The organism is Salsipaludibacter albus, from assembly GCF_019798055.1.
GTDB classification, from domain to species: domain Bacteria; phylum Actinomycetota; class Nitriliruptoria; order Nitriliruptorales; family Nitriliruptoraceae; genus Salsipaludibacter; species Salsipaludibacter albus.
In genome coordinates, this window is record NZ_JAHOPH010000007.1 from 26,822 (window position 1) to 41,821 (window position 15,000).

Genomic DNA, 15,000 nt, shown 5'->3' on the forward strand with positions numbered 1-15,000 from the left:
CGACGGCCCGTGGCGGGTCGGGCGCGCCGTCGCCCGTCGTCTCGGCTCCCTGCAAGGAACGACCGCGTGCTCGGGCCGGGCGCGCGAACCCGATCGGAGGTGCACCGTGAGGACCGACGAGGACATCAAGCAGGACATCATCGCCTCCCTGTACTGGGACGTCCGGGTGGACGCGGCCCGGATCGGCGTGTTCGTCGAGGACGGGCACGTACGGCTGACCGGGTCGGTGACGACCTACCGCTCGTGGGCAGCGGCCCGCGAGGACGCCCGGGTGATCACGGGCGTGCGATCGGTCGCCAACCACGTCGAGGTGGAGATCTCCGCCGAGCTCGACACACCCACCGACGCGCAGTTGCGCGACGCCCTGGAGGAGGTGCTGTCGAGCGACCCCGACCTGGCAGCGACCGCCGTCGACGTGACCGTGGTCGACGGCCACGTCACGCTGTCCGGCACGGTCCCGACGTTCTGGGAACGCGAGCTCGCGAAGGTCGTCACCACCACGCTGCCGGGGGTCCGTGGCTGCACCAACGAGCTGGTGGTGGTGCCGGATCCCGACCGCGGCGACGCCGAGATCGCGCGGGCGATCGTGGACGCGCTGCGCCGCAACCGCCACGTGGACCTGACCGACCTCGACGTGTCGGTCGACGGCGGCGAGGTGACGGTCGGCGGTCCGATCGCGGACGACACGACCCGCGAGCAGGTCCTCGACGCCGCCCGCCACACCGAGGGCGTGACCGAGATCGTCGACAAGCTCGCCGTGCGAGACCGTCCTGGGTCGTGACCGGCCGAGACCCGTCCCGAACCTCCACGTATCAACCCGGTGGTGCCAGCCCTCGGGTCTGACGGGACCTGCCGGAGGGGCCGGCGCTCCCGGAAGGCACCGACATGGCTCGCAACATCGGCACGTGGTGGATCAAGGACGGCATCGACGGGCGCCGCATCGAGGCACAGGGCTTCGGCTCGACGCTCGGCTCGCTCGGCGGCTTCGCCTGGACCCAGGACCACGGTGACGGCAACGTCCTCGAGAAGGACTTCGTCGACACGCCCAACCACACGGAGAAGACCGACACGGTCGACGCGATCATGATGTCGTCACACGGCAACCCGAACGGGTTCTCGGTGTCCGACGGGTCGGTCACGACGGCCGACGACGTCGACTTCGGCAAGTCCGACCTCGAGGTCTTCGCCACCCACGCCTGCAAGCTGCTCGAACACACCGGGTCCAACTCGGTCGGCCGGTGGATCCCGGCGTTCGAGCGTCTCCACTACATGTGCGGGTTCCACAACTCCAGCTACAGCGGTGGCGGCCAGAACGCCCGCGGCCAGTACTTCGCGATGTACGGGGCATGGCTGCACGAGGTGTTGGGCTTCTTCCCGCACTACACGATCCGCGACGCGTGGCGGATCGCCAACGAGCTGGTCGAGGGCTCCAACGTCGAGTGGGCCTACCTCCGCGCCACCGGCACGACGTCGTCCGGGGCCTCGGCCAACACCTACAACGAGAAGCTCACCAGCTCCGAGCCCAACGACCCGACCCACGGCCGGACCTTCTGGACCAACCACGGCTCCTGCTGAGCCGCTGCAGGCTCGGCACCCCCGATCGGGGCCACCGACCTGCCCTGCACGACCACCACGCATTCCACCACGAGACCACGGGGAACCACCATGGCACTTTCCACCACTGACCTCAGGTTCGAGACCGACCTGCCCGACCTGCCGACGACCGTGCCGGTCGCCAAGCTCGCCCGCGTCGACCTCGACGAGCGCCGGCCGGCACTCGAGACCTTCGCCGAGCGACTGTCGCTGCGCGAGACCCGCCGGCTGGAGACGCCGCACGGCATGGCCCTGGCCACCGGGCAGGGCCACGTCGAGTACTTCCGCGCGAGCGGCGGTGTGCTGGCGATGACCGCCTCGGACCCCGCCGACGACGAGTTGCGTCGCTGGGACGACCTGGAGGAGGAGCGCGGGGAGGACGGCTCGACGACCTTCACGCTGGGCCGACGAGCGGCCGGCGAGGTGATCGACCAGGTCGGCGAGGTGCTCGAGGCAGCCCGCCTGCGGGAGGACCACCAGCTGCGCCCGACGGTCGAGCTCGAGCAGGTCACCCAACTCGACGAGGAGGGCACGGTGCTGCAGGCCGGCGCCGGTCGTGCCACGGTCCGCATCGGGTACGAGTTCGAGGGGCTCCCCGTGCTCGGCGCGGGTGCCAAGACCCGGGTCACGGTCGAGCCGGCGGGCCGACGTGGGCTCCGGGTCACGGGGGCGCTGCACGTGTGGCGCCGCCCGACCGAGACCGTCGACGTCGAGCTGGGCACCATCAAGGACGTGCTCGCGGCCGGGCTGCTCGACGACGTCGAGCTCCAGCGGTACCACGAGGCGGGCAGCGACATCGTCATCACCCACCTGGAGGTCGGCTACCTCGCGCTGCCGGCGATGGACCAGCAGGCGACGCTGCTGCCGACCGTCGACGTGCAGGGCCGGGTGAGCCTGCCCGACGACCGGCTCGAGTACTTCGAGTTCGCTCGCCACCACCGTGCCGCGTCGCCGCAGCGCTTTCGCGACCAGGGCATCTTCGACCACCGCGTCGTGGCCTGACCACGCCGCGACGGCACGATCCCGGTCGCCGCCCCGTCGGGTCGACGCGCGTCCACGGCTTCGCCCCACCCCCGGGGGGCTGACCGATGACCACCTCCCTGCGCACCCGGGTCCGCAGCGCCATGGCGATCCTGTTCGCCCCCGCGCACGACCTGGCCGCCGGATGACCCACGGACGCAGAGACGGACGGGGGCGACCGGCCCGCGTGGCGGTGTGCGCGGTCTCCGTGCTGGTCGCGACTGCGCTGGCCGGGTGTCGCGGGCCGACGCTGGCGGACCTGGAGGCAGTGGCCGGGGACCTCGCCACCCCACCCGGCTGGGACCAGACCGGCGACGAGGCGGTCGCGGACTGCGACGACCCCACCGAGAGCTGTCCCCGGGTCGTGCGCAGCTACTCCGTGCCGGGCGACATCGACTTCGCGGCCACGTCCCGGGTCCTGGTGGCGGGTGACGACCTGGAGGTGACCGAGCCCCCCCTGCAGGGGTGCGGGGTGGCGCCGGAAGCCGGCTGCAGCCTGCGTGCCCGGCGCGACGACGTCGCCGTCCGCGCCACCGTCACCGACACGACCCCGGACGCCTACACCGTGTCCGTTCGCGTCACCGAGTACGTCGGCCCCTGACTCCCGGCCCCGGCAGCTGACCCCGGAGGCCACGACCGGACGGGCTCAGGGCGTTCGGCGGTAGACGATCGTGTTGCCCCGCCTGTCGACCATCCGGACCAGGCCGAGGTGGCGCAGGCAGTAGGCCATCTGCTGGGCCAGGCGGCGCCGAGACCCCAGGCCACCGGCCAGGTCCGCGGTCGTGAAGTCGACCGGGAGGTCGTCGGGCAGCAGGTCGAGCAGGTCGGCCGGCGTGTCGAACACCAGGTGGTCGACCACCTCGACCAGCCGTCGTTCCTCGACGACCCAGCCCCTGCGTCGCCACGCCCGGTCCGGGTCGTGCGTGCGGACCTGGTCCTCGCGGGTCATGACGACCTCGAGGGTGAGGTTGGGGTGGTCGAGCAGGTTGGGGAAGCTGACCAGCTCGGCGAACACGTGGGCCGGGGTGCCGTGCTTGGGCGACAGCCGTCGCGACAGGACCTCGCCCCCGTCACCGACCTTGACGATCGTGGTGTCGACCGGGATCGGGTGGACCAGTCGGACGTCATGATGGTCCAGCAGGTGGTCGAACTTGCGTCCCATGGACGAAAAGCCGCTGGTCTGGATCTCGACCAGGGTGTCCCCCCGGACGAGGTCGGCCACGAACCCGTCGACCGCCACCTCGACACGGTCGCCGGGTCGTGCGTACCAGCGCTTCAACGCCCGGTGGAGCGACCCCTCCCCCAGCGTCCCGACGTGCGGGGACCGGGTCGCCTGCTCGGGTGCCACCGGGTCCGCCACTCGTCGTCGCCGCCGACGAGGCTAATGGGAGCCGACTCAGCCGACCGGTGCCGGGGCCGGACGCGCCCGCGGGTCCTCGGTGGCCAGGTCCGGTTCCTGGTCGTCGGCACGGGACGGGGTCAGCAGCACCAACACGCTGGGCAGCACGACCAGGGTCGCGACCAGCGCGAGCACGATCATCACCGCGGTCAGCAGGCCGTAGGTGGCGAACAGCGGCATCGGTGCGAACGCCAGGATCCCGAAGCCGACCGCGGAGCTGACCGCCGAGGCGACCAGCGCCGTGCCGGTCCCCTCCCCCGCGGCCTGCACGGCGGCACGGGCGTCGCCACGCCGGCCGAGCTCCTCGCGGAACCGGACGATGTAGTGCACCGCGAAGTCGATGCCGATGCCGATCGACACGGCCCCGATCGTCGCGGTGACGATGTTGAGTGCTCCCCCGATCAGCTCCATGACGGCGTACAGCCACGCGACCGTCATGAGGATCGGCAGGATCGACGCGACCGCGTAGCGGATGCTGCGCAGGAACGCGGCCGCGATCAGCAGGCACAGCAGCACCGCGATCGGCAGCGACACCGCCAGCGCACGGCTGGTCGCCTGCAGGGACGCGTCGCGCACGAACGAGCTGCCGGTCAGCTCGACCACGACCGCGGCTCCGTCGGCCTCGAGGTCCGCGCGGAGGTCGTCGATGATCGGTTGGAGGTCGGCCCGGGCCGCGCCGATGGACTCCTGGCTGCGGCTGTTGGTCATCCCCATCGCCAGCACGGTCGCGGCCGGCTGCCCGTCGAGGTCGACGGTCGAGGCCACGGTCTCCGGTGGCAGCACCAGCCGCTGGTCGTCCCCGGCCACCCCGTCGGTGGCCGCCACGTCCAGCAGGGCCTCCAGCTGGTCGCGCCCGTCGGGCACGCCGTCGCCGTCCGCGTCGACGACCTCCACCCCGGTGCGCTCGGCGACCAGGCTCCGGGCGGTGGTCGACGCCATCGTGGCCTCCACCACCGCGACGGAGCCGCCGTCCACCACGACCCCATCGGTGGACCGGGCCAGCACGTCGCTGTCGAGCGCCCGGATCTCGGCCACGGCGTCGTGGAGGTGGGCCTGGACCGTCGGGTCGGTGAGGTCGGCCTCGACGTAGAGCAGGGTGGGCTCGCCCTGGCGCGACCCGACGTGCTCGTCGAGCCGGTCGAGGCCCACGACGAAGTCGGAGTCGGCCGAGAAGTAGTCCTCGACGTCGAACCGGGTCGGGACCTGCAGCGCCAGCACGGTGGCGCCGGCCGTGACCGCCAGCGCCACCACGACGACCACCACGGGCCGCGACGCGACGGCGGCGATCCACCTCCCCATGGGGGCGGCCAACCGGTCGCCGGTCGACACCCGCATCGTCCGGTCGGGCTCGTCGACGGACCGCATCCGCCACCACGCCGGCCCGACCAGCGTGGCGAGCACGGTCACCACGAACAGCGCCACGCCCGCCAGCGGGGCGACGAACACCATCAACAGGACCGCCCCCATCACCATCGACGCGGCAGCCACGGAGCCGACGACCCGCACGATCCCGGCCCGGCGACCCTCCGGCGGACGACCGAGCCGGTCGTCCAGCAGCGACACCGCGAGCGGGGTGGCGACGCCCAGCAGCACGAACGCGGCAGCCAGTGCGATCGCGGCACCCAGGCCGAAGTTGACGATCGACTCGATCCCCGAGGTGACGTTGGACAGGAAGGCGGCCATGTCCGACGACAGCGCCAGCAGCAGGGCGGCGCCCACCGCGGCCATCCCGGTGACCAGCGCGCGGCGGGGCGGGTTGCCGGCCAGGCGCTCCTCGCGGTACCGACCGACGGCGTGGAAGGCGAAGTCGACCCCGAACGAGATCATCGCGATCGGGACGATCAGCGACAGCACCAGGTCGTCGTCGAAGCCGACCATGTGGGTCAGGCCCTTGAGCCAGATCATCAGCGCACCCAGCGCGACCCCGACCACGGCCAGGACCCAGTAGCTGCGGAAGGTCAGCCCGACGATCAGCAGCACGGCCAGGACGGTCAGGCCGATGAACGGGCCGGCCAGCTGGCCCTGCTCCTGGGAGGTGAGGTTGACGTCGATCGCGACCCCGTTGACCTCCATCCCGGTGGCGTCGGCCAGCACCGACTGCACGTCGCGGGCGTACTCCTCCGGCGCGGTGTCCCCACCGAGGTTGACCGCGTTGGCCCCGTAGCCCAGCGCGTCGTTGTCACCGAGGACCTGCAGGACGACCGCGGGGCTGGTCCAGCCGTCACCGGTCGCGGTGGCCTGGGTCGACAGGCCCAGGCCCGGGGCGTCGGCGCCGAGCTGGCCGATCACCGTCGCGACCGTGGCCTCGACCTGCGCGTCGGGGGTGTCGTCGATCCCATCGGGGAGGTTTGCGTCCACCAGGTCGGCGATGGTCAGCAGGCCCTCGATCGGCGTGCCGGTGGCCGGGTCGACCGTCGACAGCAGGGTCGGGCCGATCTCCGGGTCGGTGCGGACCGCGTCACCGGCGGCGTGGAGCCGTCGCAGGCTCGCGGCGTCCAGCACGTCGCCGTCCGGGTCGACCACGATGAAGTTCATCGCGTAGACCGGGGCCGGGAAGCGCTCGTCGACCGCGTCGCGGGCGTCGAACACCGGGCCACCCGGCTCGGTCGAGGCGGTCTCGGTCGGGGCCATGGTGATCATCGGGATCGCCAGCACCCCGGTGATCACGGCGAGGAGCACGAGCACCCCGACCCGGTGGCGGTCGAGTCGTTCCACGAACTGCTGCATCGGATGGTCCTGTCGGCTGTCGTCGAGCTGAGCGCCCGGGCGTCTATCTTGCCATCGTCAAGTTGACGGTGTCCAGATCTTGCCCGACGATGTTGACGGTGTCAAGTCTGGAGGCCGGAACGGCTACGCTGATACGCATGACGACCGACACCTACCACCACGGCGACCTCCACCGGGCCCTGCTGGGCGCGGTGGACGAGATCGTCTCCGAGAAGGGGTTCCAGGACCTCAGCCTGCGTGAGGCGGCTCGCCGAGCGGGCGTGTCGCACTCGGCCCCGGCGCACCACTTCGGGGACAAGGACGGCCTGCTCGACGCCTACGCGATCGAGGGCTTCGAGTTGCTGACCGAGCGCTTCGACCGTGCCGCCGCCGGGGTCGACCGCGTCGACTCGGTCGCGGTGCTGGAGTCACTGGGGCGCGCCTACCTGTCGTTCGCCGTGGAGGACCCGGCCCACTACTCGGTGATGTTCAACCACCAGAAGTCCCACGACGAGTACATGGGCTCGGACCTCGCGGTCGCGGCCGACGCCTGCTTCGAGCGCCTGGCCCAGGCCGTCGGGTCGCTGGTGCGCGACGGCCGGGTGACCGAGGCCAACGCCCGCTACGTCGCGACGATGCTGTGGGGCACCTGCCACGGCATCGCCGTGCTGTGGAACGACGACAAGCTCCCCCACTTCTACGAGGACCACACCTTCGACGAGGTCCTCGACGGCGTGATGGGCGTCATCCGCGGGCTGCTGCAGGGTGGAGCGGGCGCAGGACGAGATGCATCGGACCGATGAGTCGGCCGGTCCCGGTCCGTCTGCCCCGGTGAACGACGACCACGACCCATCGACGACGGGACGAACCATGTTCGACACGACCAGGACGTTCAGCGGATTCGCGGTGCCCGACCTCGCCGCGGCGAAGCGGTTCTACAGCGAGACGCTGGGTGTGGAGGTTTCCGAGGAGGACGGCCTGCTGACCCTGCACCTGGGGCCGGACGGCATGGTGGTGGTGTATCCGAAGCCGGACCACGAGCCGGCCGTGTTCACCATCCTGAACTTCCCGGTGGACGACATCGACCGGGCGGTGGACGAGCTTGCCGAGCGGGGGGCGGCGTTCCTCCGCTACGACGGCTTCGACCAGGACGCGCGGGGGATCTCGCGTGGCGAGGGGCCGCCGATCGCCTGGTTCACTGACCCGGCGGGCAACATCCTGTCGGTCCTCGAGGTCACCTGATCCGCGCCTGGGCTGTGCTCGGGGCCGACGGCGACGTGCTCCGGGCCGGGACGCCGACCCGGTCAGGTGGCCGGCGGCTGGTCCAGCACGCCGTCCAGGGCCTGCGCCACCGCCTGCTCCTCGATCGACCCCGCAGCCAGGTCGAGCCCGTCGAGCAGGTCGACCAAGGCACGTTCCTCCCACGCGAGATGGCTGGTGAGGATGGCACCGAGCCCGTCCAGCTCGCGCTCGAACGCGGCCACGTCGTCGACCTGGTCGGCGTCCCATTCGGCCGCGAGTGCCTCGAGCCGGACGACGAGCGACGCGATGAAGTCGTGGTCCTGCACGAGCTTGTCGACCGTGTCGGCCAGGCCGGGGTCGACGTCGAGCAGGACCCGGAACATCCCGGCGTCCTCGCCCTCGTGGTGGGCCCGCAGCGCCCGGCAGAACGTGAGGCAGTGCGCCCGGGGCGTCATGCCCGCCGGCGTCGCGGGGCCGTCGCCGCGCACGGCGGCACGGAGGTCGTCGAGACGATCCCGCAACTCGTCGTGCACCTCGACCAGCTCGCGTCCGAACCGACGGACCCGGTCGTCGGCGTGGCCGGTCACCACGGGGCGACCGGATGGGTGGACCAAGGAGTCGCTGGGCTCACTGTGCGAGCGTCAACACGGCCCAGACCAGGCCCGTCAGGGTGAACATCGCCCCCAGCACGGCGAAGATCAGGAGCCGCTGTCCGTCGGCCATCTCCCGCCGCAGCTCGCCGCCCAGCGTGGCCACCTCGGTCCCGACGTCCGTTCGGAGGTCGGCCATCTCGGTCCGGAGATCGGTGCAGAAGTCAGCCATCTCGGTCTGGAGTTCGGCCATCCCGGTCCGGAGATCGGTGCGAAGGTCGGCCATCTCGGCGCGGACACCGGAGATCTGCGCGTCGACGCGGTGACCGAGGGCGTCGAGGTCCTGCTTCGTGGCGACGTCCGCCCATCCCACCGGTGGCAGCAGCTCCATGAGCGTTCCCGTGGCCTCGGGTCCCAGCGTGCGTTCGAGCTGTCCGTACAGCTCGTGCCGAGCCCGTTCGTCGACTGCCATGATGCCACCCTGCTGACGGGAATGCCCCGAGGGTGCCACGCCCGTGCCGGAGTCCTGCCCACCGTCCCGTCGCGTGTGGACGAACGGATCCCACGGCACGTCGACCCCGTTGACAGGTGGGCCGGGGCGCGCGATCGTGCAGCGAGGGCGACCGACGGAGGCGACCCATGGTCGAGTTGAACCACACGATCGTGCACGTGCGCGACAAGCAGGCATCGGCGCGGTTCTACACCGAGCTGCTCGGGCTGGACGACCCGGTCCCGTTCGGCCCGTTCCTGGTGGTCGAGGTGGCCAACGGCGTGTCGCTGGACTTCGCCGACGACCACGGCGAGGTCCACGCGCAGCACTACGCCTTCCTGGTCAGCGAGGACGAGTTCGACGAGGTGTTCGGACGGATCGTCGACCGAGGCCTGGACCACTGGGCCGACCCGGGCAAGCGCCGGCCGGGCCAGATCAACCGCCACGACGGTGGCCGCGGCGTCTACTGGGACGACCCCGACGGCCACGTCCTCGAGATCATCACCCGCCCCTACGGCAGCGGCCCCTGACCCGACACCCCGGCCCGGCGTCGTCAGGAATCCAGGTCGAGCTGGGCCACGGGCTCGGCGCGGCCGCGGCTGGTGGCGGTGAGGACGACCGGCTCGTCGGCACACATCGTGACCTCCAGGAGGGCCTGCTCGCCGGCGGGGACCGCCACGGCCGACGGCTGAACCGTCGCGTCGCCGGGCGTCACCTCGATCTCGTAGTGGTCGTCGGCGGTGCCCACGTTGCGGAGTTCGACGTCGGCGACGACGCACCCGTCCTCTTCCCGCACGTCGACCGGGCCGTCCAACAACGCATCGTGGTCGCCGGTGAGGACCCCGAGTTCGGACGCCTCCTCGAGCGAGATGCCCTCGGTGCCCGTTGTGATGGAGGAAGTGGGTGTGGGTGACGGCAGCACATCGGGCGTCGAAGCGCAGGCCGCAACGAGGAGCACTGCGACGACGATGCCCGTGGCGCGGTGGCGTCGGACCATGCTGGCCTCCCCGTCGTGGACAGCCCGTTCCCACCCGCCGCTGGGGGTGGTGCGGACCGTGCCCCGTCCGACGCGCGGACACGGCGAATGGTTGCGGGGTGCTGTCCGTTCTGCAGGAGGGTCGTCGGCTGCGAGGGGCGGCGCGGGCATGACGTCGTCGTCACGCCCGCGCGCCCGCTTCAGTCCGACCTCACCAGTACTTGGGCAGCAGGTAGAAGTCGTCCGGGTCCAGGTCGTCGATCGACCCGTCCGCCATCCGCTCGGCGACACCGAACAGGCCTGCCTCCACGATCTGGGTCAGCTGGCCCATCTTCTTCTGGCCCCACGAGTTCGACTGGCCCCGCACCTCGAACAGCACGGTCGCCGACCCGTTCAGCGCGAACGCCGATCGTGCCTGCCCGGCGTAGTCCCGGTCGAACGAGTAGCCGTCCGCGGTCTGCGGGTGCAGGTACTGCGCGACGCCACCGTAGAACGGCGACGACTCGGCCTGGCCGTGGCCGGCGTGGTCCTGGATCCCCAGCGCGGCCGCGAGTGCGGCACGCTTCGAGGCGTCCTGGTCCAGCAGTGGGTACTCGGCGTAGCGGGGGTTGCCCGCGGCGTCGGAGCCCAGCGGCGGGTGGTCCAGCGCGACCGTGACGTACTGGCCCAGGTTGCTCTCGATGCTGACCGTCGCCGGCAGCCCGTCCTTCAATGCCTCGCCCGCGTCCTGGCCGATCTGCACGGCCGGGATGGTGATGGTGTCGTCGTTGCCACCGAGGTTGGTGGGCAGTCCCGGACGGTCGTTGACGACGATGACGCCGATCGCGCCCGCCGCCTGGGCGTTGGCGACCTTGGTGGTGAAGCCGCAGGTCCCGCGGTCGACCACGGCGATCGAGCCGGCCGGGAAGTCGACCAGCGGTCCGCAGGCCTCGGTGGGCGCGGCGCTGCCATCGTCGGCCAGCACGGCGTCACCGCTGATCCCCTGCTTGGTCGGGTCGGGTCCGAACGACGCACCGGCGACCTCGTAGATGCCGGCTGCCGACGAAGGCTCGTCGACGGTGACCAGGGCAGGGAACTCGTCGTTGACCTGGTCGCACGGGCCCTTGTGGTGCAGGTCGAGGTAGGTGTCGACGATCCCGAACTCCTCGGTCAGGTCGACGTAGAGGTCGCGCAGGGCACGGGCCTCGGGGGTGATGTAGAAGCCGGCCAGCTCCTGCTCACCGGGCATGTCGGCCTGGTCGGGCTCGTAGGTCAGGTCCGCGGCGAAGTCGCGGTTGACGTCGAAGCCCTGGTTGAACGCGCTGTAGTACCAGGCGTCCGGCTGGGCGTCGAAGCCGTAGTCCTCCATGACCTCCGACCACGGGTAGTCACTCTGGCGACGGTTCAGCTCGCCACCGTCGGGGTTGAACTTCGGGACGGCGACGATGGTGACGCCCTCGAGCAGTTCCTCGACCTCGGCGTTGCCACCGGAGGCCACGGTCCGCAGCATCTGCAGCAGCGCCTCGGTGCCGGTCTTCTCGTTGCCGTGGATCTCGCTGGTGACCAGCATCACGCGGTCACCGGTGCCGACCCGGGCGGACCAGATCTCGCGCCCGCGGTTGGAGTGGCCGATCACCTCGACGTCGACCCGGCCCTTGCTGTTGGCGTCGAGCGTCGCGAGCTTCTTGCCGAGCTCTTCGTGGCTGGTCCAGCCCGCGGCGGACGGGTCGTCGAGGTTGCCGCAGGCCGAGTTGGGACTGTCGGCCACCGCGTCGGTGGCACTGGTGAGGGTGACGAGGGTGGCCAGCATGGCCAGCACCAGCGGGATGGCGATGCGCCTGGCTCGTCGGGGCACGGTGGGGTGCACGGTGGAAACGGTCGTCTTCATGGGGGGAGAGCTCCTCGTGGGGGGTGTGATCTGCGCGATCACCGGGGAGCCGCCGGAGTGGCGACGCTGTCGACGCTAGCCAGGTGGTGTTTGCCCGTGTCAAACACCGAGTCGGATTGGCCGGAACCCGTCCGAAGTCGTGCGCCCTGCGCGCCTGGGCGTCGGCTGGTCGGGGCCCGAGGTCTCGTCTTCGACGGTCCTCCGCACACGAACGCCGCCCGCTGCGGACGGCAGCGGGCGGCGTGTTGCGTGGTCAGGCGTGCGGGGTCAGCTGGCCTCGCTGACCTGGTCCGCGATGCACTGACCCTGGTTGCGGTAGGTGCCCTCGGCGAACGCGGTCTCCCAGCCGCCGTCCTTGCACGTCTCGGCCGTCACCTCGAAGTCGTAGGTGGTGTCGTTGAAGGTGAAGCCGTCCACGGCCGCGGTCAGTCCCGGGTTGCCCGAGCCCTGGCCGATGCCGATGCGCAGCACCTCCATGTCCGGGTTCGCGTCGAGGTAGGTCTGCAGCGACACGAACGAGTACGCGTCGACGCTGCCGACGGCGCGGGTGGACCACCACGTGGCCTGGCCGTCGTCGAAGGCGTCGAGGAAGACCCACTCGTCGGACGCGATCGGGTCGGCCACCGGGTAGCCGTTGTAGGTCGGCTCGAAGACCATCGTCGCGAAGCCACCGTCCTCCAGCGTGCCGCCGTTGAAGTCGACGATCATCTGGATCGACGGGGTGAGGTGGTCAGCCGCGGTCGAGTCGGCGTCACGGAAGACGTGGTAGGAGATGTCGGTGATCGCGTCCGCGTCGACGGGCTCGGCGAGGTTCAACAGGGTCGCTGCCTTGTCACCGCTCTCGGGTGTCCGCAGCACGACCGAGTCCTGGCCGAAGCCGTCCGGGGCCCCGAACTCGTCGTCGATGACCGGCGTGCCGTCGGAGGTGGCATCCGTGGCCCACTCCCCGGCGTCGACGTAGGGTTCCGCGCCGATGTCGTCGACCTGCTCGACGGTGGCGGCGCTGGCCGTTCCGGCCAGTGCGAGGGTTGCGGCGACCGCGATGCCGGTCGTGAATGTCGTCTTGGTGCGCAAAGCGTGTGTCCTTGCTTCGAGTGTCGAGGCGCAGGGGTGACCGATCAACGATCACGACCCCCGTTGTGCCCCAGGTCGGATGCGGGCGACTGCGCGTGCCGGGTTGCGACACGCGGCGCTGCCCGCTCCTTCCATGCGTATCGATCCCCTCGACGTCCTGTCAAGCACCGACGGTGGTCCCTGCCCCGACCGTCAGCGGAGGACGCCGTGGGGGTCATCGACGACGATCGACGACGAGACCTTGTCGCAGACCGTCTGGTTGCGCCGGTCCCACAGCGGCATGAAGACGAGGATGAAGAACGTGAAGAGGAAGGCGAACCCCTGGATGATCGAGCCAACGATCCCGCGCATGAAGACCATCTGGGCCCAGCCGAGCGGGCGGAGGGTCTGCTGCGAGATCACCCGCATCCCCAGCAGCTGTCGGGCCGGCGTCTGGCCTCCCCCGGCCACGATCGCACCCCAGATCAGCCACCCGATCCCCAGGGTGACGAAGCTCAGCAGGCCGTCGAGGAGGTAGGACACGAACTTCTTGCCGACCGAGGTGAGGTGGGTGCCCGCCGGGACGACGACATTTCGGTCGGCCGGAGCCGGCGCGACGAGCGGCGCCCGTGGGGCCGGGACGACGGCGGCGTCCTGGCGCACCGGCGGCATGGGCTGGGTTGCCGACGCCGGCGGTGGGGGCGCGGGCTGGCCCTGCCACGGAGGACCGGGCGGTTGGCTGTTGGTCACGAGTGACTCCTCTGCCCCGGCTGCGCCGACACGACGTCGGACGACGGCGTGACCCTAGACGCCAGCCGACCCGTCTTCACCGGAACCGCGTCCCGGTCGCGCCGGATCCGTGTCCCGTCCGACCGCCAGGTCCTCACGACGAGTAGCTGAACTCGTCGACCACCGACCCACCAGCATCACGAAGCGTGGCGGTGTCGCCTCCCGAGTTGTTCCAGATCGCCTGGCCAGCTCCCTCGAAGTAGGCCGCTTCGCTGTCGTCACCCGGCCCGGTGTGAACCCTGAGTGCGCCACCTGGCGGGATGCGATAGCCCTGCGGGATGGTGATGCGATGGTCCTTGAGGTCCGTGACGCTCCAGCCGCCGACGTCGACCACGTTCGAGGAGTTGTTCTGGATCACCACGTGCTCGCTGGTGTTGCGTTCGACGTCGTTTCCGGGTCCATCCCATTCAACCCTGGCAATGACGACTTCCGCGTCATGCTCCGGGCCGGTCCCGCCAGTGCTCCCTTGGTCGCGCGGCGACGGCGAGTCGTCCCCCGCCTTCGTGCCGTCCTCGCAGTCGCGCCCCCAGAGCCCTCGCGACGTCTCCCGGGCCGTGCGCTGGGCCGACCGGAAGTCCCCGACATGCGCCACGTTCGGGGGAAATGTGGCCAACTGGGCGAATCCTCGCGCCACCATGGCTTCATTGACGAACAGGTCGTCCGAGGCTCGGTAGAGGTAGACAAGGGGACGGTCGTACTGGTCGGTCCGTTCGACGTCGTACTCGATCCAAACCTCCGCGCCGGGCGGCACCAGTTCGGCCAGGGCCGCACTTGCCTCCGGCCCGAAACACTCGACCGGCCTCCCGGGCGCGACCGTCTCGGGTGTGTCGATCCCGATGAGCCGCGCTCGTTCTGGCAGTCCGGCGAGGTAGAGGGTGTCCCCGTCCACGATTCGCTCCACGGTCGTGCGATCCCGAGGCTGTTCGGACTGCTCGCGCGGGGAGGGCGACGTCGAGGGCGACTCAGCCAATGGCGAGCGCGACCTGGCACGAGGCGATGGAGTGGTGGTCGTCCCATCCGCCGTCGACGACGGCGGCGGCGTCATCGAGGGAGTAGGAGCCACCGTCTGCGGGGGTTCGGCTTGTCTGGTCGCTTCCGGCGGACGCTCCATGGAAGTCGACGGCGTCATGGAATCGGTCGCCTCGACCGCGGAAGGTGGCGGGGGCGGGTCTTGGCCGGACATGGCCGCACCGGCCACGCCCACACCGACAAGGGCCGCGAGCGCAGCCGCACCGACACCCACCGGGCCCCGGGCTCGGGCGATGAGCCACCAGG

At 71.0% G+C, this 15,000-nt stretch carries 16 protein-coding genes; 7 read left to right on the forward strand and 9 right to left on the reverse strand.

Going from position 1 to position 15,000, the window contains the following annotated elements; genetic code table 11:
• Positions 1–106: 106 nt before the first annotated feature.
• The 4 genes from KR546_RS06065 to KR546_RS06080 all read left to right on the forward strand — a co-directional run bounded on the left by KR546_RS06065 (position 107) and on the right by KR546_RS06080 (position 3,214).
• Complete coding sequence (locus KR546_RS06065; protein ID WP_238443811.1) at positions 107–781, forward strand: BON domain-containing protein; 675 nt, start codon at positions 107–109, stop codon at positions 779–781.
• A 104-nt stretch (positions 782–885) separates the two neighbouring features.
• On the forward strand, positions 886–1,575 hold the full coding sequence (locus tag KR546_RS06070; protein ID WP_238443812.1) for a DUF6345 domain-containing protein: 690 nt from the start codon (positions 886–888) through the stop codon (positions 1,573–1,575).
• Positions 1,576–1,665: 90 nt separating this feature from the next.
• The gene (locus KR546_RS06075; protein ID WP_238443813.1) at positions 1,666–2,595 is read left to right on the forward strand and encodes a hypothetical protein; all 930 of its coding nucleotides are present in this window, start codon (positions 1,666–1,668) and stop codon (positions 2,593–2,595) included.
• A 205-nt stretch (positions 2,596–2,800) separates the two neighbouring features.
• Positions 2,801–3,214, forward strand: coding sequence for a hypothetical protein (locus tag KR546_RS06080; protein WP_238443814.1), 414 nt, complete (start codon positions 2,801–2,803; stop codon positions 3,212–3,214).
• 45 nt (positions 3,215–3,259) lie between these two features.
• On the opposite strand, the gene KR546_RS06085 is transcribed toward KR546_RS06080, so the two are convergent.
• The gene (locus tag KR546_RS06085; protein WP_238443815.1) at positions 3,260–3,961 is read right to left on the reverse strand and encodes a DUF8091 domain-containing protein; all 702 of its coding nucleotides are present in this window, start codon (positions 3,959–3,961) and stop codon (positions 3,260–3,262) included.
• Positions 3,962–4,009: 48 nt separating this feature from the next.
• Positions 4,010–6,739 carry an efflux RND transporter permease subunit gene (locus KR546_RS06090; RefSeq protein WP_238443816.1) on the reverse strand — a complete coding sequence of 910 codons (2,730 nt, stop codon included), beginning with the start codon at positions 6,737–6,739 and terminating at the stop codon, positions 4,010–4,012.
• 137 nt (positions 6,740–6,876) lie between these two features.
• On the opposite strand from KR546_RS06090, the gene KR546_RS06095 reads away from it, so the two are divergent.
• Both KR546_RS06095 and KR546_RS06100 read left to right on the forward strand, forming a co-directional pair.
• A complete protein-coding gene (locus KR546_RS06095; protein ID WP_238443817.1) occupies positions 6,877–7,521 on the forward strand; it encodes a TetR/AcrR family transcriptional regulator in 645 nt (214 codons plus the stop codon).
• 67 nt (positions 7,522–7,588) lie between these two features.
• Complete coding sequence (locus tag KR546_RS06100) at positions 7,589–7,960, forward strand: VOC family protein (protein WP_238443818.1); 372 nt, start codon at positions 7,589–7,591, stop codon at positions 7,958–7,960.
• Positions 7,961–8,022: 62 nt separating this feature from the next.
• On the opposite strand, the gene KR546_RS06105 is transcribed toward KR546_RS06100, so the two are convergent.
• Both KR546_RS06105 and KR546_RS06110 read right to left on the reverse strand, forming a co-directional pair.
• Positions 8,023–8,550 carry a hemerythrin domain-containing protein gene (locus tag KR546_RS06105; RefSeq protein ID WP_238443819.1) on the reverse strand — a complete coding sequence of 176 codons (528 nt, stop codon included), beginning with the start codon at positions 8,548–8,550 and terminating at the stop codon, positions 8,023–8,025.
• Between the two features lie 37 nt (positions 8,551–8,587).
• Complete coding sequence (locus KR546_RS06110; RefSeq protein ID WP_238443820.1) at positions 8,588–9,022, reverse strand: hypothetical protein; 435 nt, start codon at positions 9,020–9,022, stop codon at positions 8,588–8,590.
• 167 nt (positions 9,023–9,189) lie between these two features.
• Between KR546_RS06110 and KR546_RS06115 the strand changes: the two genes are divergently transcribed.
• Positions 9,190–9,570: a VOC family protein gene (locus KR546_RS06115; protein WP_238443821.1), complete on the forward strand. Its 381-nt coding sequence runs from the start codon at positions 9,190–9,192 to the stop codon at positions 9,568–9,570.
• Between the two features lie 23 nt (positions 9,571–9,593).
• Here the strand turns inward: KR546_RS06115 and KR546_RS06120 are convergent, their stop codons facing one another.
• From KR546_RS06120 to KR546_RS06140, 5 genes are all read right to left on the reverse strand, one after another.
• Positions 9,594–10,037 carry a hypothetical protein gene (locus tag KR546_RS06120; RefSeq protein ID WP_238443822.1) on the reverse strand — a complete coding sequence of 148 codons (444 nt, stop codon included), beginning with the start codon at positions 10,035–10,037 and terminating at the stop codon, positions 9,594–9,596.
• A 190-nt stretch (positions 10,038–10,227) separates the two neighbouring features.
• The gene (locus KR546_RS06125) at positions 10,228–11,883 is read right to left on the reverse strand and encodes a M14 family zinc carboxypeptidase (protein WP_238443823.1); all 1,656 of its coding nucleotides are present in this window, start codon (positions 11,881–11,883) and stop codon (positions 10,228–10,230) included.
• A 267-nt stretch (positions 11,884–12,150) separates the two neighbouring features.
• The gene (locus KR546_RS06130; RefSeq protein WP_238443824.1) at positions 12,151–12,957 is read right to left on the reverse strand and encodes a hypothetical protein; all 807 of its coding nucleotides are present in this window, start codon (positions 12,955–12,957) and stop codon (positions 12,151–12,153) included.
• 192 nt (positions 12,958–13,149) lie between these two features.
• Positions 13,150–13,686, reverse strand: a complete 537-nt coding sequence (locus tag KR546_RS06135; protein WP_238443825.1) for an RDD family protein — start codon at positions 13,684–13,686, stop codon at positions 13,150–13,152.
• 133 nt (positions 13,687–13,819) lie between these two features.
• Positions 13,820–14,614 (reverse strand): lamin tail domain-containing protein, encoded by a 795-nt coding sequence (locus tag KR546_RS06140; RefSeq protein WP_238443826.1) that lies wholly within the window; start codon positions 14,612–14,614, stop codon positions 13,820–13,822.
• Between the last annotated feature and the right edge of the window lie 386 nt (positions 14,615–15,000).